Origin of the sequence: Herbaspirillum sp. GCM10030257, assembly GCF_042666555.1 — a bacterium.
Taxonomy (GTDB): Bacteria; Pseudomonadota; Gammaproteobacteria; order Burkholderiales; family Burkholderiaceae_D; genus Noviherbaspirillum.
The window spans coordinates 388,143-405,000 of the sequence record NZ_JBHTDH010000004.1 but is presented as its reverse complement, the minus strand read 5'-3'; the positions used below and the strand labels follow the sequence as shown (position 1 = coordinate 405,000).

Below are 16,858 nucleotides of genomic sequence, written 5' to 3'. Positions count from 1 at the left end.
ATGGCGGTATTGGAATAACCTTGAGCCGACATCAGGATCATCTGGGCGCGCCGCACGACACTATGCGGCAAGGAACGCGAGCGTGCTAACACTTGCAAGTCGGCATGTTCCTGCTCCGATAGTGTGACCTCCGCTTTCTTTGGACGTCCGCGTTCCATGGCCATACTCCTGTTTCAGCAGCATAGCCAATAGACACCTCAACTTATATAAAGTTACTTGCGGGACGCCACACTAGATTGGTGCTCATGAATTTTTTTACGCAGATTCCTTCTGTCGACGCTCTGGCGCGATGTACATCGCGGCGCAATCCTTAGTCGTGACTTTCATTTTTGTGAGAGTTTGAATCTTGTGAGCGTAATCCAAGGTCACTCGCGTAATGCCACATTCCCATTGACTTACTAGGCTTGGCGAGGCCGGCGGATCAAGCAGTTTCCCCAGCTGACGCTGCGACAGTTGTGCTTCCCGTCTGTACTCATCTAAGCGCATCACATCCTCATCAATAAACTGCTTCATTGAAGGAAATAATAGTGTTACTGTTCTACGCTGTCAACAGTATTACTGTTTGTTTTTTATGAGTAACCCTATTAAGGTGATGTTATGGCTACCAAACTGACTGAAGAACAACTCAATGATGCTGCGCGGCTGCGACAGATTTTCGAAGTTCGCAAAGCGCAAGATAAATCGTGGACGCAAGAGAAACTTGCTGCTGAATGTGGGTGGAAAACTCAGTCTGCAGCGCAGCAGTACATGAACGGGAATGTTCCGTTGAATTTAGATGCATTAATCAAGTTTGCAACTGCGCTTGACGTTTCGGTGACTGAAATCAGCCCGAGCTTAGGCGCAAGAATCATGTCAGTCAGACTCCCCAGAGAATCGGACTCAGGGTCCCTTTCACCTCAAGCACTGATAGTTGCACAGGCATTTGAGCGACTGCCGAAAGCAGCTCAAAAAGCCGTTCTTGCGCAACTGGCTGCATTCGACGTTCTTCCGTCGGCAGACGAAGCGCTAATCTAGTAGTTTAATTTTTTCAATATGGATCACTTCAATTGGTTTGATGTATCAAATTATGATCAGTGCAAAGAATGGACGGCGGAGGAGTGGTACTACGCAATTCTCTGGAGAAACTACCTATTGGTTGCGGTCGATGAAATAACTTCAGTTTTCGCTGATGAATTTCTCAAGTTAATGATAAAGACGGAACCAACGGAGTGGCCATTGGCGCCTGAGCTGCGCACATCACTTTGGTCAGAATGCATAGTTAACATTCATCAGGACCCGCGCCCACAACGCAAAAGTCCGTTCATGGGGAGCGACACGAAGTATCAATATCAAGCTGTGCGCGAGTGTGATTTATCTACTCTTGGTGCGTTCGCAAACGAACTTATCAATAGCCGTCCGACCAGGGAAAGTGAGGTCTTGTTCGGCAATATCTGGGATGAAGAATTCAGTAACACAGTCGGCAACAAGACTATCGATGACTTGTACACGGAAAAATTTGGAGCAGTTCGAGATGAGAACATTCAACTGGTTCTCCTCGTTGATTTGGAGGCGCCCGATTCCGTCTTGATCGAGCAAATGCTCAATTTAGTACATGGAAGGCGCGCGCTTCATAGAGTCGATGCCTTGCCAAAGGTCCCTGATGATGTGCAGCTAGCAAAATGGCATCGATCAAGGATCCTTGGGTATGTAGACATTAATCTTTATAAAAAAATCTTAGGCGTATCACTAACCGATCATCAGATTGGAATGCTTTTATTCCCCAACGAGTATGACATTTCCCTTAGTGAGAGAATTCGGAAGGTAATCAGACCGCTTGCCACTAAAGTTTTCAGGCCGGAGACTTTGTCCGCGCTAGAAGCAAGTCACCCAACCTGGCGTGAATCCAGTGCCATTGGCAGCTTGGGGGCTACTAATGCGTAAGATCGACCGCCTTGAAGAATTGCCAAAGGAATTCGATTTAACTAGGTACCAAGAAACCAACAAATTTGACATCACCGATTGGGTGATCAATTTAGAGGCCCGCGGGCTCACACGTTTCATGCTTGGGAAGGGACGTAGACATATGCCTACTGGATTCCCCGGCCTAGAAGAGGGTTTGAAGACCCGAACGACGATTTTTCTAGAAGAACCACTCCGGCCAAGAAGAGACATTGACGATGAGGCTGGCAGTAACAAAAATGTGAATCGGTCACATGTTGAAGACTTAAAAGTTTTCGATTATATGTTTCTAGGCGCCGCTTCAGCAGAAGCGATTGGGAGGTATGGGAAGTTTTGCTCCGCTTTCCGTCGGATGGAGCAAGTTCCATCTGCAGCTACACAAGAAGATCAAGAACTGTTGGATACACCGGTTTGGCGGATGGAATTTGAATCTAGCGTAGACGATGAGAACACCGTCATGGTTAATGTCGACCTAGACGGCACCGAAGAAAAAATCCTTGCAGACTTCCGCCATTGGTTGCGCAAAATTCAAGCGGAAAGAAATATTAACGCGCCCAAAAAACGTTTCGCGAAACAAGATTTTTCTGACTGGGCCGAGTATCACATACTCGCATACCTCGATCTTGTATATTGGGCTGAGTCCCGCTCCTTGGAAATTCCTCAACACATATTGGGCACAGCTCTGTTTCCAAACAATTACAGCGTCAATCTCCCCGAACGAATCCGTAAAGTGGTAAAGCCGCTAGCGCTGTCAATGGTTTCAGAACTAATGACAAATGCACTTAGAAGCCAAGCCTTGCAGGAACGAGCGGAAGGAAAATAACCAAATTTCATTCCGGAGACAAAAACCTCCTGCGAACATCCGGTTGCAAAACCTGCGTTATAGCAACCGGAACACATTATTTCTGCACTATGTCCGGAGAGTTAATCTCCGGAACTCATCCCTCGACGCTTTTCTTCCAGACAAGCATCATTACAGCCATGCTGTTACCGATGCTAAGCCAACAGATTCCTTTTCTTCGGCCTCTATTGCCTGCATGAAGCTCGCATAACAGTAGAGCTAAGAATATTTTTAGGAAAAACAGTATTACTGTTGACTCAATATAACAGTAATACTATTATTAAGACGCTGAGTATGTTCTCGGCGTACTAAGGAGCAAGGGATATGAATGTACAAGCTTCAGAAGTAGAGACACCGAGCGACCTAGTAGAAGCCTTGGTCGTAGAGCTGCATAAGATGATTGGATTGATGGCAAGCACCAGGGCTATCGCAGACATGCTTCCAGTAACACCAATTACTGACCATGACGGGCTATGTCCAGAATTGATTTTCCCTGTGCTAGCAAAATCCGCAATTGATCACGCCGAGCACTCTCTGTCACTACTGGAGTTATTGAGAAGCGCCACAAGTTCGGCGAAATACAAAAATTGACGAACGGCCATCAAGGTGTTTGCACCACCAAGACGGCCTGCCAATCACAAACCAGGGAGTTCATTCATGGATGAATTGAATACTAGCACCAGCCTTAGCAAAGGCGCAACAGGTCGACAAATAAGAATGCCAAACGACGCCGCGATAAAACATGCCTTGGCTGCACTTGACGCAGCTAGTCTGGGCGAATGCTGTATCGGCGAGATCATGCACTACATCGCCGCGCTACGTGATCTCTCGGATCCTGCGTACGTCGAAGGCAAACACTTGTCTCAGCGAATGGATGTTATTCATGGCCTAGCCAAGATGACATACCGCTATGCCGAGGAAATGGAATCCTTGATGAACACCACTAAGGACCAGCGTAAGGATGAACTGCGCGCATTGGAAGGCGGTGCGCAATGATCGCCAAGAAACCAGAAAGCCCTACGCCGGCAGAGCAGCGCGCATTGCGCCTATTCCGTTCAGTGCCAGAGGCAAGCCGTCCGCAGTTCTTCGAGTTGATGGCTACAGTTTGCCAGGCCTGCGGCTGGGCATCTAGCGAGATGCCGGCATTGCGCGCTATCCGCAAGGGAGGCGAGTAATGCATAGCCAGATCGCTTTCCACTCCAACGCGCCAATTCCGGCATTCGACCCGGAGCAGATCCCGGTAACGGACAAGGAGTTTGAAAACTTCCTTAAGGGCGTGCGCACAACTGCGTACCGCATCGCCCGTTACCACGTCATGCACGACGAGGTGGCGCATGACGTGGTGCAGAACGCCATGATTGAGCTGATGAAGTGCCGCGCCCGTCGGCTCCTGCCTGCGGTTGCATTGGGACCAATGTTTAACACCATCCTGAAGCGCTGCGTATTCGCTCAGTTCAACAGCCGGAGAAGAAAAGCCGGTCGGGAAATCCTGTTTTGCGACCTGAAGCCGAACACCGAGAATCCGGATGACTTCGATTTTCTTGGGACGCACCAGGCAAGGGAGCCACGTCTGGCGGAGTCGAGCGCCGATGTGGTGGAGCGCAATGAGGTATTGGCGTTAATTGATGAGGCAGCAGCCGGCCTACCTGATCATCAGAGGCAAGCATTCCTTATGCGATATGCCCAAGACATGGAGCCGTCTGAAATCGCGGCGTCTATGGGGCGCTCATCCGATGCGGTTCAATATCTTTATCAGCAAGCACGGAAAGCAGTGACCAAGGCGGTGCAGGCGCGATTAGTGCCTGCATGTCCGAAGCCTATACCGGTTGCAGACCGTCCAGTACGAATCCGGATGCCTCGCCCACCAAGAGGACGACCATCTGCAACAGTGGTCTGCTTGCCGAAATCTTCACGGTTACATCGCCCAACCAAGCCGAAGTACCCGCGTATTGAGGCGTTGGAGAATGGTGTGGCCGTCAATCGCTTTCTGACACATGACATCTATACCGGCGAGGCGGATGCGCTGGTCTCAGCTGGCATTATCGAGGACGGCATGCTGCCGGGTAGGCTAGGCCGGCCGAGTAAGAAGGTGACGATCAAGTTTCTCCGGCCAGCAGACGGGGTGCGCTATATACAGATCATTGAGCGCACGCCTGGGACGATTGAGGTTCGGAAGGCGATTCCCGATGCAGAGGCGGACCAGCGGCGGATGGGGGTGGCGGCATGATGCGACTCCTATTCAATCCGAACGATTGGCTGGCCAAGCGTCAATGGCTATGCCTGGTGCTGATCTTCGTCCTACTTCTAATCGAGGGAGCGCTGACCCATGCTTAACATCTATTACAAGCGTGACTCGAAGCCGATCGACGACGAGGACATGCGGTCGGTAAGGCAAGCTGTCACACCAATAATCGCCGCAGGCCCGGGACCTGAAAAAGACTATGCACTTCTGCTGGCCAAGATGATGTTCCGCATCGAGGCTCTGCAGGGAGAGATCGCGCGCATGAAAAGGATAATCGCATGAAACCGGGAGCACTCAATATATTGCTGATGCAACGTGGCGTGATTCAGCAACGCCGGCCGGTTCCTGGTGAGGTCGCAGAGCAGTTCACCGACGCCGAACTCTACCGCCTGGTGGTCGCGCAAGCTATCACGGACGGAACTGTACAGACCAAAGCCGACTTCGACGCGATGGTGCGGACCCTTGGCACGGTAGCTGGTGCGGATGAGCTGATCGCCTTCCGGAAGCTTCGCCCGGGCTGCAAAGCGTGGCGCCATGGTAAGCGCATGGTTTGCGACTGTGGAACAGCGTGGCTTGCTGATAATCCGAGCCCGCCTGACTGCAAGCCGGATCTGGACCACTCCATATAGTTACAAAAAGACAATATGGTACGCTATCAGACAATTCACAAGTTTTCGCTTGAGTCTGGCTACACCGAAGACGCGATTAATAGCAAGATTCGCGACGGCGTTTGGCTAGAAAATCAAGTATGGATAAAGGCGCCAGATGGCCGGCGCCTCATCGATGTTGAGGGGTATAACCAATGGGTAGAGATGGCACGGGAGTCAAGGCAGCAAGTGAAACGTCGATCGAAATCACCTTTACCTATCGTGGAAAGCGATGCAGGGAAAGGATCAAACTCGCCCCGACCCCTGCGAACCTGAAGCGAGCAGCCCAGCATCGCGCCGCGGTGATGGATGCAATCGTCAAGGGTACGTTTGATTACCACGTCACCTTCCCCGATAGCACCCGCGCAGAACAATTCGTCGAGCGCAAAGGAGAAGTCGTCACAGTTGAGAAGTACCTTGATGGCTGGCTGGAGCGCCAACGGTCCCACTTAAAGGCATCGACGTATGACGGGTACCGCAAGACAGTGCTGAATCATTTGACGCCCGAGTTCGGCAAGCTTCGTCTGACAGAACTCAAACGTATGCATATCAAGGACTGGTGTGCAAAACAGAAGACGACCAGCAAGTCGATTCGCAACCGTCTCTCTGTATTGCGCGCCGCCCTTACAGAGGCAATGCAGGATGAGCTGATTGAGTCAAACCCGCTATTCGGCTGGCAGTGGAAGATGAAGGAGTCCATCAGCACCGAGGATGATGTCGACCCGTTCTCTGCTGACGAACAATCGGCCATCCTCGCGAAACTGACCGGACAAGAACGCAACCTGTTTCAATTCGCCTTCTGGACCGGCCTGCGTACGTCGGAATTGATTGCACTGCAGTGGGGTGACGTCGATTGGCAGCGAGGGACTATTGAGATCAGGCGCGCCCTTACGCGCGCAGCCATTGCCAACAAAAGTGAGGGCGAAACGCCAAAGACAAAATCCGGCCGGCGCCATGTCAAGCTGCTCTCCCCTGCTTTTGAAGCGATCCAGGCGCAAAAAGCTTTCACCTACCTAACCGACGGTCATATCTTTAAGAATCCACGAACCGATAAGCATTGGAGTGGTGACTTGGTTATCCGGACGTCATGGCAACGGGCATTGAAGCTGGCCAAGGTCCGGTACCGGCGCCCGTATCAAACCAGACATACGTTCGCCAGCATGATGCTGACCGCAGGCGAGTCTCCTATGTGGGTCGCACAACAGATGGGGCACAAGGACTGGACGATGATTGCTAGGGTGTATGGAAAGTGGATTAAAGACGCCCAACCCGAAGCAGGCAATAAAGCGGTATCCATGTTTGCCGGCGGCACTATAGCGTTAGCCAATGCAACAATTTAATCTTCGTGAAGCTGGTTTTGTTTTAGCGCCATTTTATGCCGCATAGCTTGGAAATTAAGGAAAAGGAATGCATGGGGCTCTAACTACCACGCCGAATGCATTACACCTTTAAGATGCTTGTGCTCAACCCGCCCTTGCCGCAACTTTCTCCAACCGATATTAATGAGTCGGATCCTTTGATTTTGTGTTTGCACAAACACAGCGTCCGTTATGCGAATAAATTGATCTCTGACGTGATTCATTCATGCTCCAGGGAGCCCAAAAGAGCCAAAGGCGTCTTTTCGCAGGTGATGTATGCGCTCGTCAATAATGATTCAAAGCTTCGCGGCACTAGCCTGTGTCGTCTTGTTCGGTTGCGGCGGCGAATCTTCCAATACTGTTGGGTCTAGACCAACATCATCGAGGTTGGCCGCAGTATCTGTAGCAGCTGATAATGTCACGTTCTCGGGTCCGCGCGTTTCTTATGATATCGCTGCGTCGCCCGGCGGGCACACAGTCACAGATACCGTAAACACAGACGGCACAACTAATATTGGCCCGGCAATCCGGGAACTGCGCTTTGCTGACGTCCGTGTAAATCTTCCGATTAGGGCACAAGCACAGACAATTGCTCCTACAGACCTAAAGATACTGACGGAACTGTATCTCGCATTTTTTAACCGCGTACCCGAGGCTGATGGACTGGCATTCTGGATTGATAGTTTCCGCAATGGCAGATCGATCGATCTCATCGCTGATGACTTCTACGCGGCGGGCATCCAATATAGTGATCTGAGTGGATATTCAAATTCAATGACGAGCGAAGAGTTTGTCAGAGTCATTTACAAGAACGTGCTTGGCCGCTCTGGATCCACAGCACCTCCAGCGCAAGATGTCCAATTCTGGGTTAGTGAGCTTGACAGTGGTCGTGCCACCAAGGGACAACTGGTCCGCACAATGCTGAACTCAGCGCATACCTTTACAGGTGATCCTACTTGGGGATGGGTGGCCACACTGCTGGACAACAAATATGCAGTTGCGCACCTGTTTGCTATTGATTTGGGCCTCAATTATCTGACTTCGGAAGAATCAATCCGCAAGACGATGGCCATTGCCGCAGCTGTGACACCAGCTGATATGACGACAGCAATGGCGCTTATCCCCGTCAAGAACCCTACGCAGGCGCAACTCACTCCTCCGTCTGGTTCAGGTTCTACGGTGACCGCTACCGTGGCCCCTACCGTTCCAGCAGCAGCAAAGAATGCGGTCGTGTCGGTACATTCATTTTCAGGGGACAGTGTTCCAGGGTCTCAAATTGCGAAGGCGCCAGATGGAACTGTTCCCGCATTGTTCGCAGCTGACAGTCAAGGGCAGCCTTTGCTTTTTGCCTTTAGAAGCGAAGACGGCGCTCTCGATGCGACATCGACTGCAATAGCCATGGTTAGTGTCGCCCTTGATTTGATGGAATTGCCTCCACAGATTACCGTCGCACAGTTCAACCAGGCCGTCAAAGGAACACCGAGCTATGCAGCACTGGAAGCAGCAATCGTTGAGTCGCTGAATCAGGCAAAATCTCCCATAGACTCAGACAAGGTCTTTGATCTTGTTTTTGCTGTCGCTAAAGACGTTGTGCCGTCGCTAGACGCACTTATCAAACCCGTCACCCTTAGACCCGTTTTGGTTAAGCCACCTTTGCCGGTAACCATGCTGGAACCTGAGTACAGCATTGAAGTAGGCGACGAATTTATCTGGATGAATGACGTAAATGGTGGTGTAAATGTATTCAACCGGACTTTTCTCTCCTGGCAATTAAGAAGTAAAACTCCCCAAGGCCAGATACTTGATGAAAAGATTGCTCCACCGTTGGAGGCAAATGTCCTCCAGCTTTTCGGTTCCTACCTAAGCAGTGCTTCGATAAATAATCTTGTCGGTTCAGGCCCCGAATTTTGGGTAACGCTTGAGCAGACCGCTCAGACGAAAGAGTTGAATCTTGTAGAGGCGACACGTAGATATATGTTCGCTTTTTTGGCGGTGATGACTACAGTGAAGCAGAAGGATGCGGCAGCCTGCGTAAACCAATTGGCTCAGAGCTTGGTAAACGATAAGTTATTCCCTGCCATGCAAAGCCAGACTGGTGAAGCAGCAGCTGAGTATTTTAATACGATACTCCCTTCTTTCAATCAAAGCACAATTGAAGATTTGGGACAATGCCTTAGAGGGGCTAAGATTGAGTTGAGCCCTAAGGCTGGCTCATTATTTTCAGCCATTTGGAGAAAATTCAATGTGTTGGTCTTAGCACGTGACGTAGCTGCTGCAGCGGGACCGGTGAGGCAACTTTTTAGATACTGGAATTTCCCCGCTGAGACTTTTATTGTCTGCAAAGCCAATGGCGTGATAACCGGTATATGCCCTTCCCCGCCTCCCTTGCCGCCGACTCCATCTCCGCAGCCTCCAGCACCCCCAACTGTTCCAGTAGCCTCGACCGGTAGTTGTACTACACCGACTTTTAATTCAATTACCGTCGAACCCAGTATATTCCCAGACCATGTCGAGGTCATTCTCAATGTCGGCTGCTTGGGAGACGCACAACGGTGGCTAAGAGCGGACACCGTTGAGACTTTCGGTCCTGTCGGTTATTTTAATTTCACATGGGATATCAAGGATAGGTCTGTGGGTCCCATGTTAGGGTACCCCAACGAACCTAATCAACGCATCGAATGGAAAACTTACGAAAAGTTCGCACCTGACGGCACACCTACGACGCTAAACCTATCCCTCACCATGTATATGCCTGACGGTAGTCGCATTACACATACAACTGGATGGTAGGAGCGCAAGCTCAAGGTAGGGGAGTCACCGATATGGGTTGCCCAGCAGATGGGGCGCAAAGACTGGACGATGATCGCCCGGGTCTACGGGAAATGGATCAAATATGCTCAGCCAGATGCTGGCAAAAAAGCTGTCATTTCAATGCCTACATCACCCCATTTCAACCCATTAACCCTAGATACGAAAAACGCGTAAGCCTTTTATATCAAAGAGTTACGCGTTCTGTTCTGGCGGAGAGGGGGGGATTCGAACCCCCGATAGGCTATTAACCTATACACGCTTTCCAGGCGTGCGACTTAAACCACTCATCCACCTCTCCTGGATTCTGGTTTCGCTTTCACGAAGCCGCAGATTATAGCAAGAATTCCGAAAATTTCCGCACTTTTTCAGCGGGCAATATTCATGTACGTAAAAAAGCCGGTTCGGCTTGTGGCCGGACCGGCTTTTTGTGCTGTCTCCAAGCTGTCGCAGCAGGGATTCCGCGTCGTGCTTGCTTGGTGATTATTCGCTTACTTGTTCATCGCTTGTTTATTGCGCTTGTTTCAACTGGTCCAGGATGGCCGGATTTTCCAGTGTGGAGATGTCCTGCGTAATCTGCTCACCCTTGGCCAGCACGCGCAGCAAGCGGCGCATGATCTTGCCGGAACGCGTCTTGGGCAGGTTGTCACCAAAACGGATTTCCTTGGGCTTTGCGATCGGGCCGATTTCCTTGCCGACCCAGTCACGCAATTCCTTGGCGAGTTGCTTCGCTTCCTCTCCTGTCGGCCGTGCACGCTTCAATACCACGAATGCGCAGATTGATTCACCGGTCGTCTCGTCCGGCTTGCCCACCACGGCTGCTTCGGCCACCAGCGGATTGGCCACCAGCGCCGATTCGATTTCCATTGTGCCCATCCGGTGGCCGGAGACGTTCAGCACGTCATCGATGCGGCCAGTGATGGTGAAATAGCCAGTCTGCTCATTGCGCACCGCACCGTCACCGGCGAGGTAGATCTTGCCGCCCAGTTCTTCCGGGAAGTAACTCTTCTTGAAACGTTCGGGATCGCCCCAGATGGTGCGGATCATCGATGGCCACGGACGCTTGACCACCAGGATACCGCCCTGCCCGTTGGGCAAATCGTTGCCGGTCTCGTCAACCACCGAGGCTATGATGCCCGGCAGCGGCAAGGTGCAGGAACCCGGCACCATCGGTGTGGCACCCGGCAACGGCGTAATCATGTGGCCGCCGGTTTCGGTCTGCCAGAAGGTGTCGGCAACCGGGCATTTCTCGTTGCCGATGTTTCTGTAGTACCACATCCAGGCTTCCGGATTGATCGGCTCGCCGACCGAGCCGAGCAGGCGCAGCGAGGACAAGTCGTATCGCTTCGGATGCACATCGGCATCGGCGTCAGCCGCCTTGATCAGCGATCGGATCGCCGTTGGGGCCGTATAGAAGATGGTGACCCGGTGTTTCTGGATCATGTCCCAGAAGCGGCCGGCGTTCGGGTAAGTCGGCACCCCTTCGAATACAATTTGCGTGGCGCCGACGGCCAGCGGACCATAGGTAATGTAGGTGTGGCCGGTGACCCAGCCGATGTCGGCGGTACACCAGAAAATGTCGGTGGGCTTGATGTCGAAAGTCCACTTCATGGTCAGCATGGCCCACAACAGGTAGCCGCCGGAGGCGTGCTGGACACCTTTGGGCTTGCCGGTGGAACCGGAGGTATAAAGGATGAACAGCGGATGCTCGGCATCGACCCATTCGGGCTCGCAGTCGCTAGCCTGATTGGAAATGACGTCATGCAACCAGAGATCGCGACCTGCGACGACATTGATGTTGGCGCCGGTACGTTTGTAAATCACAACGTTTTTCAGGTGCTCGCAGCCGCCCATGCCGATCGCTTCATCAACGATGGACTTCAGCGGAAGTTGTTTACCCCCGCGTACCTGTTCGTCGGCGGTAATCACCGCGATGGCGCCGGCGTCGATGATGCGTTCCTGCAGTGACTTCGCGGAGAAGCCGCCGAAGACCACGGAATGTGTTGCACCAATACGTGCGCACGCTTGCATGGCAACGATGCCCTCAATGGACATCGGCATGTAAATCACAACGCGATCGCCCTTTTTGATGCCCAACGATTTCAAACCATTGGCAAACTGGCAGACGCGCTCGTGCAGTTCCTTATAAGTAACCTTGGTGATCTGGCCGCCGTCCGCTTCGAAGATAATCGCTGTCTTGCCCGCATTGCCGTTTTGCAAATTGCGGTCGAGGCAGTTGTAGGAGACGTTGAGTTCTCCGTCTTCAAACCATTTATAGAACGGGGCATTGGTCTCGTTTAACGTCTTGGTGAAAGGCTTATGCCACTGGAGGTTTTCGTTTGCCAACTTCGCCCAAAAGCCTTCATAGTCTTTTTCTGCAGCGGCGCACATGGCCCGATAGGCATCCATCCCGGAGATGTTGGCGTTCTTAACAAACTCTGCGGGAGGGTTGAAAATGCGATTTTCTACTTTGAGGGTTTCGATGTCTGCCATGGAGGTCTCCCGCGTGATGTTAGTTTGTTACGAAGGTAAGCTGCTACGCTTACTTAAGCCTTACACTGAGTATTCAGCCTGGTTTCAGGCCTGCGCGGCTTTGGTGGAATGGCATCTCTGCCGACCAAACACCGGGCTCGGCAAAAGCGCGCACAGGGCACTGATTGACAAGCTATACATCATTTTTTCAATCATGCCATAGCCAGCCGCCTTGTCATAGTTGCATCGAAGGATAGCGAGAGCGGAATCGTTGACGCGTGTAAAATGCTGGGGTTTTGTTTCATTTAAAAATCATCGGAAACATGAACCACCTCGACCAAGAAACTTCAAAAGCGTCTCGTCCCATCCGCCCCCTGCCCAACCTGATTTTCATGAGCCGGTGGCTGCAACTGCCACTCTATCTTGGACTGATCCTGGCCCAAGGTGTTTATGTCTATCACTTCTGGGTCGAACTGGTTGACCTGATCGGTGCCGCAATGGGTAATCAGGCAGCACTTGAACATATTCTGAACGCGGTTGCCATTGACGGCGCCGTGCGCCCGACCAAGCTGAACGAAAGCACCATCATGCTGGTGGTGCTGGGATTGATCGATGTCGTCATGATTTCCAACTTGCTGATCATGGTAATCGTCGGCGGTTATGAAACCTTTGTGTCACGGATGAACCTGGAAAGTCACCCGGACCAGCCGGAATGGCTGTCGCACGTGAATGCCTCGGTGCTGAAGGTCAAGCTCGCTACCGCCATCATCGGTATCTCGTCGATCCATTTGCTGAAAACATTTATCAATGCCGGAGCGTATGACCCCAAGACGCTGCTTGCGCAGACCGGTATTCATATTACGTTCCTGCTGTCGGCTATAGCCATTGCCTACAGCGACCGCATCATGGCCGGCACCACTACCCATCATAAGAATTCACACTGACCTTAGCTCACACCATCATGACTACCATCAAGCAAGAAGACCTGATCGAGTCGGTTGCCGCCGCGCTCCAGTACATCAGCTATTACCATCCCGTGGATTACATCCAGCACCTGGCGCGCGCTTATGAAAGCGAGCAAAGCGCGGCAGCGAAGGATGCGATCGCTCAGATCCTGACCAACTCGCGCATGTGCGCGGAAGGTCGTCGTCCGCTGTGCCAGGATACCGGTATCGTCAACGTCTTCCTGAAGATCGGCATGGACGTACGCTTCGAAGGCTTCAAGGGCTCGATCACCGATGCCGTCAATGAAGGCGTGCGCCGCGGTTACAACCATCCGGATAACGTACTGCGCGCTTCGGTTGTCGCGGACCCGCAGTTCGAACGCAAGAACACCAAGGACAACACTCCGGCCGTCGTGCACATGGAACTGGTGCCCGGCAATACCGTCGACGTGCAGGTCGCGGCCAAGGGCGGCGGCTCGGAGAACAAATCCAAATTCGTCATGCTCAATCCCTCCGACTCGATTGTCGACTGGGTACTCAAGACCGTGCCGACCATGGGCGCCGGCTGGTGCCCGCCGGGCATGCTTGGCATCGGTATCGGCGGTACCGCCGAGCGTGCAATGCTGATGGCAAAGCAGGTGTTGATGGAAGACATCGACATGTACGAACTGAAGAAGCGCGGTCCGCAGAACAAGACCGAAGAATTGCGTATCGAACTGTGCGACAAGATCAACGCGCTCGGCATCGGTGCACAAGGTCTCGGCGGCCTGACCACTGTGCTGGACGTCAAGATCATGATGCATCCGACGCACGCAGCATCCAAGCCGGTTGCCATGATTCCAAACTGCGCGGCGACCCGTCATGCCCATTTTGTACTCGACGGTTCCGGCCCCGCATACATTGAACCACCGTCACTTTCCGAGTGGCCGAACGTCCAGTGGACACCGGACGCAGAGCAGTCCAAAATCGTCAACCTCGACACGCTGACCAAGGAAGAAGTCGCGTCCTGGAAACCTGGCCAGACCCTGCTCCTGAACGGCAAGATGCTGACCGGCCGCGATGCGGCGCATAAGCGTATTCAGGACATGCTGGCCAAGGGCGAACCACTGCCTGTCGACTTCACCAACCGCGTGATCTACTACGTCGGCCCGGTCGATCCGGTACGCGACGAAGTAGTTGGTCCGGCAGGCCCGACTACCGCGACCCGCATGGACAAGTTCACAGACATGATGCTCGAGAAAACCGGTCTGATCTCCATGATCGGCAAGGCCGAGCGTGGTCCTGTAGCGATCGAGTCGATCAAAAACCACAAGTCGGCTTACCTGATGGCGGTCGGTGGCGCTGCCTACCTTGTGTCGAAAGCGATCAGGGGCGCCAAGGTCGTGGGCTTCGCCGATCTCGGCATGGAAGCGATCTACGAGTTTGAAGTGAAAGACATGCCAGTCACAGTGGCTGTCGACTCCAACGGCATTTCGGTGCACAACACTGGCCCGAAGGAATGGCAGGAGCGTATTTCGACCGGCAAGCTCGCCAGCATCCCGGTCACGGTGGCGTAAGCAAACCGGTATCAAACCAGTGAACGTCACTTCTCAAGCGACGAACCTGATGGGGGCCGATGCCCCCATCGGCGTTTTTGATTCAGGTATCGGTGGCTTGTCGGTCCTGAAATATATTCACGCCAGTCTGCCCAACGAACAGCTTTTGTATTTTGCCGATTCCGGATTTGCACCCTATGGTGGCCGGCCGGAATCCGAAATCGTTGCGCGCTCGCTGGCGATTGCGGAATTCCTCATGCAGTACGGCGCCAAGGCGCTCGTGGTGGCGTGCAACACCGCGACCGCAGCGGCAATCAAGGCGATCCGTGAGCTCTACCCTTCCTTGCCTGTTGTGGGCGTCGAACCCGGACTCAAACCTGCCGCCGCGCTGACCAGGACAGGCACCGTCGGCGTCATGGCTACTAAAGGCACACTGTCGAGCACCAAGTTCAACCTGCTGCGCGAGCAGATCACCGCCGCGACCAACGTCGCATTCCTGCCCCAGGCGTGTATCGGGCTGGCGGATCAGGTCGAAAAAGGTGAATTGCACTCAGCGGCGACCGCCGCACTGGTACGCGGCTATCTGCAACCCCTGCTTGAGCAAGGTGCAGATACGCTGGTGCTTGGCTGTACCCACTATCCTTTTGTGCAGCCCTTGATCGAAGAATTGATTGCCCATATCACGTCAAAGCCCGTCACCATTGTCGATACCGGCGAACCGGTCGCCCGGCAACTGGTGCGTTTGCTGACTGAGAAAGGCTTGTTGCGGCAAGAAGGCGTCGGGACGATCACCGGATTTACGACTGGTAGCCAGACAGCGCTGGAAAGTGCATTTGCCAAACTGTTGGGATTGCATCCGCCGGTGACGCCGATTGCGGCAAGTGCCTAGAAACTAGCCTGAATCAAGGATTTGCGGTAATACAGAAGGCAAAAAGCCCGGCTTCAACTCATCTACAAGGGCTCCCTCTGCATACGGAAGCCAACAGCATGAGAGAGCGATGCTTCGCAATCCCTCATGGCTTACTCTTTCCAGAGTGGACCTGTGAGGCTGCGATGCAGGATGACTGCCTGGCTGCAGTGATCAACTGGGCCAGTCTGCGGGTGCTGTCATGACCTACGTAAGGATGGCGAGCAGCACCATGAATAACCCTACATCCGCTAAGCCCCACTTACCGCATTCGAATTCATGTCCAACCAAACGAGCCACCTCTTGGTTTGTAACGCTAACTTAAGTGTTCGTCATTTCTTCAGGAACGTTAGGTAACGCATGCCTAGTTGAATAACCAATTCGATATGGATTAGGCATGGTTACAACACGCCAAAAACTTTTTGAGTATCAATATTTTATTTATTCATGAGCTAGCCATAACGCCAAGCTAAGATTCGACCGCTCTAAATCAGAATGACTGGGTAGGTGTGCGACGTTGGCACATCAAGTAAGGTCTTGCGACTGGCGCGCTGGCTGCCGACACCTCCGAGCTAAAACTGTCGAGCTTGTCACATAGGGATGAATGCCCCTGGCTCCATCATTAATATCAATTGAAATGAAAAATAAACTTATCCTTATCGCGCTGGTAACAGCCTTGTCCGCATGTGGCGGCGGAGGCGGCGGCGATGACGCAACAGCATCCTCAAGATCCCAACCTGCGCCGATTGTAGCTGCACCTGGTGACATGACCAAGTACGCTGGCACATGGACATCAACGTGCATCGTCGAGGGCCAAGGTTCGGCACGAATGACACTCATACTTGGAGTCAACGACAAATCAGCAACTGGTCGCCTGGTGACGGACGGCTACAACGGGTCAGTCTGCGGCGGGCAATCCGCACAGCTGAGCATTCCCTTTAGTGCAACCTACGTAGAAATGGTTGGCGCCGCTGAAAAGCTGGCAGTGGCAGAAAGTGGCGGCACGTCTACTATGCTTGCCACCTTCTCCGCAGATGGACGCGCCCTCACGATTTACGATGGTGCCGACACCTTCACATTTACCAAGCAGTAATTGCAATGCGGGCAGGCAGGGGCTACGGCTGGAGGCATCTCTTCAGAGAGTCCCAGCCACTTTAGCCAGGACC

At 52.8% G+C, this 16,858-nt stretch carries 16 protein-coding genes and 1 tRNA gene; 15 read left to right on the top strand and 2 right to left on the bottom strand.

The genetic code is table 11. From position 1 onward, the window contains the following. The first annotated feature begins 597 nt into the window (after window positions 1-597). From ACFQUU_RS08965 to ACFQUU_RS08915, 11 genes are all read left to right on the top strand, one after another. The gene (locus tag ACFQUU_RS08965; RefSeq protein ID WP_382245737.1) at window positions 598-1,014 is read left to right on the top strand and encodes a helix-turn-helix domain-containing protein; all 417 of its coding nucleotides are present in this window, start codon (window positions 598-600) and stop codon (window positions 1,012-1,014) included. A gap of 18 nt (window positions 1,015-1,032) precedes the next feature. Beyond that, window positions 1,033-1,920: a DUF6387 family protein gene (locus tag ACFQUU_RS08960; protein WP_382245734.1), complete on the top strand. Its 888-nt coding sequence runs from the start codon at window positions 1,033-1,035 to the stop codon at window positions 1,918-1,920. Next, window positions 1,913-2,761, top strand: a complete 849-nt coding sequence (locus ACFQUU_RS08955) for a DUF6387 family protein (protein WP_382245731.1) — start codon at window positions 1,913-1,915, stop codon at window positions 2,759-2,761. The genes ACFQUU_RS08960 and ACFQUU_RS08955 overlap by 8 nt, the downstream gene beginning before the upstream one ends. A gap of 342 nt (window positions 2,762-3,103) precedes the next feature. Beyond that, complete coding sequence (locus tag ACFQUU_RS08950; protein WP_382245728.1) at window positions 3,104-3,370, top strand: hypothetical protein; 267 nt, start codon at window positions 3,104-3,106, stop codon at window positions 3,368-3,370. A gap of 66 nt (window positions 3,371-3,436) precedes the next feature. Further along, window positions 3,437-3,775, top strand: coding sequence for a hypothetical protein (locus ACFQUU_RS08945; protein WP_382245725.1), 339 nt, complete (start codon window positions 3,437-3,439; stop codon window positions 3,773-3,775). After that, window positions 3,772-3,954, top strand: a complete 183-nt coding sequence (locus ACFQUU_RS08940) for a hypothetical protein (protein ID WP_382245722.1) — start codon at window positions 3,772-3,774, stop codon at window positions 3,952-3,954. Before ACFQUU_RS08945 ends, ACFQUU_RS08940 begins: the two co-directional genes overlap by 4 nt. Continuing rightward, entirely contained in the window at window positions 3,954-5,006 is a 1,053-nt protein-coding gene (locus ACFQUU_RS08935) for a sigma-70 family RNA polymerase sigma factor (RefSeq protein WP_382245719.1), read from the top strand. The genes ACFQUU_RS08940 and ACFQUU_RS08935 overlap by 1 nt, the downstream gene beginning before the upstream one ends. A 99-nt stretch (window positions 5,007-5,105) precedes the next feature. After that, complete coding sequence (locus ACFQUU_RS08930; RefSeq protein WP_382245716.1) at window positions 5,106-5,303, top strand: hypothetical protein; 198 nt, start codon at window positions 5,106-5,108, stop codon at window positions 5,301-5,303. Beyond that, window positions 5,300-5,650: a hypothetical protein gene (locus tag ACFQUU_RS08925; RefSeq protein ID WP_382245713.1), complete on the top strand. Its 351-nt coding sequence runs from the start codon at window positions 5,300-5,302 to the stop codon at window positions 5,648-5,650. The genes ACFQUU_RS08930 and ACFQUU_RS08925 overlap by 4 nt, the downstream gene beginning before the upstream one ends. 173 nt (window positions 5,651-5,823) lie before the next feature. After that, window positions 5,824-7,008, top strand: a complete 1,185-nt coding sequence (locus tag ACFQUU_RS08920; RefSeq protein ID WP_382245711.1) for a tyrosine-type recombinase/integrase — start codon at window positions 5,824-5,826, stop codon at window positions 7,006-7,008. A gap of 309 nt (window positions 7,009-7,317) precedes the next feature. Then, entirely contained in the window at window positions 7,318-9,816 is a 2,499-nt protein-coding gene (locus ACFQUU_RS08915) for a DUF4214 domain-containing protein (protein ID WP_382245708.1), read from the top strand. A 228-nt stretch (window positions 9,817-10,044) separates the two neighbouring features. Here the strand turns inward: ACFQUU_RS08915 and ACFQUU_RS08910 are convergent. Continuing rightward, window positions 10,045-10,135 (bottom strand) — tRNA-Ser (locus ACFQUU_RS08910). 209 nt (window positions 10,136-10,344) lie between these two features. Further along, complete coding sequence (gene acs, locus ACFQUU_RS08905; RefSeq protein ID WP_382245705.1) at window positions 10,345-12,327, bottom strand: acetate--CoA ligase; 1,983 nt, start codon at window positions 12,325-12,327, stop codon at window positions 10,345-10,347. Between the two features lie 302 nt (window positions 12,328-12,629). Between acs and ACFQUU_RS08900 the strand changes: the two genes are divergently transcribed. From ACFQUU_RS08900 to ACFQUU_RS08885, 4 genes are all read left to right on the top strand, one after another. After that, a complete protein-coding gene (locus ACFQUU_RS08900) occupies window positions 12,630-13,250 on the top strand; it encodes a TIGR00645 family protein (protein ID WP_382245702.1) in 621 nt (206 codons plus the stop codon). A 17-nt stretch (window positions 13,251-13,267) separates the two neighbouring features. Continuing rightward, window positions 13,268-14,806, top strand: coding sequence for a fumarate hydratase (locus ACFQUU_RS08895; RefSeq protein WP_382245699.1), 1,539 nt, complete (start codon window positions 13,268-13,270; stop codon window positions 14,804-14,806). A gap of 49 nt (window positions 14,807-14,855) precedes the next feature. After that, window positions 14,856-15,674 (top strand): glutamate racemase, encoded by an 819-nt coding sequence (murI, locus tag ACFQUU_RS08890; protein ID WP_382245760.1) that lies wholly within the window; start codon window positions 14,856-14,858, stop codon window positions 15,672-15,674. A gap of 655 nt (window positions 15,675-16,329) precedes the next feature. After that, a complete protein-coding gene (locus ACFQUU_RS08885) occupies window positions 16,330-16,785 on the top strand; it encodes a hypothetical protein (protein ID WP_382245696.1) in 456 nt (151 codons plus the stop codon). The last annotated feature ends 73 nt before the right edge of the window (window positions 16,786-16,858 follow it).

Coding starts and splice junctions, on each gene's coding strand:
- ACFQUU_RS08895 (WP_382245699.1), top strand. CDS start 13,268: ATGACTACCATCAAGCAAGAAGACCTGATCGAGTCGGTTGCCGCCGCG.
- ACFQUU_RS08955 (WP_382245731.1), top strand. CDS start 1,913: ATGCGTAAGATCGACCGCCTTGAAGAATTGCCAAAGGAATTCGATTTA.
- ACFQUU_RS08960 (WP_382245734.1), top strand. CDS start 1,033: ATGGATCACTTCAATTGGTTTGATGTATCAAATTATGATCAGTGCAAA.
- ACFQUU_RS08925 (WP_382245713.1), top strand. CDS start 5,300: ATGAAACCGGGAGCACTCAATATATTGCTGATGCAACGTGGCGTGATT.
- ACFQUU_RS08965 (WP_382245737.1), top strand. CDS start 598: ATGGCTACCAAACTGACTGAAGAACAACTCAATGATGCTGCGCGGCTG.
- ACFQUU_RS08950 (WP_382245728.1), top strand. CDS start 3,104: ATGAATGTACAAGCTTCAGAAGTAGAGACACCGAGCGACCTAGTAGAA.
- ACFQUU_RS08885 (WP_382245696.1), top strand. CDS start 16,330: ATGAAAAATAAACTTATCCTTATCGCGCTGGTAACAGCCTTGTCCGCA.
- acs (WP_382245705.1), bottom strand. CDS start 12,327: ATGGCAGACATCGAAACCCTCAAAGTAGAAAATCGCATTTTCAACCCT.
- ACFQUU_RS08930 (WP_382245716.1), top strand. CDS start 5,106: ATGCTTAACATCTATTACAAGCGTGACTCGAAGCCGATCGACGACGAG.
- ACFQUU_RS08940 (WP_382245722.1), top strand. CDS start 3,772: ATGATCGCCAAGAAACCAGAAAGCCCTACGCCGGCAGAGCAGCGCGCA.
- ACFQUU_RS08915 (WP_382245708.1), top strand. CDS start 7,318: ATGATTCAAAGCTTCGCGGCACTAGCCTGTGTCGTCTTGTTCGGTTGC.
- ACFQUU_RS08945 (WP_382245725.1), top strand. CDS start 3,437: ATGGATGAATTGAATACTAGCACCAGCCTTAGCAAAGGCGCAACAGGT.
- ACFQUU_RS08935 (WP_382245719.1), top strand. CDS start 3,954: ATGCATAGCCAGATCGCTTTCCACTCCAACGCGCCAATTCCGGCATTC.
- murI (WP_382245760.1), top strand. CDS start 14,856: ATGGGGGCCGATGCCCCCATCGGCGTTTTTGATTCAGGTATCGGTGGC.
- ACFQUU_RS08900 (WP_382245702.1), top strand. CDS start 12,630: ATGAACCACCTCGACCAAGAAACTTCAAAAGCGTCTCGTCCCATCCGC.
- ACFQUU_RS08920 (WP_382245711.1), top strand. CDS start 5,824: ATGGGTAGAGATGGCACGGGAGTCAAGGCAGCAAGTGAAACGTCGATC.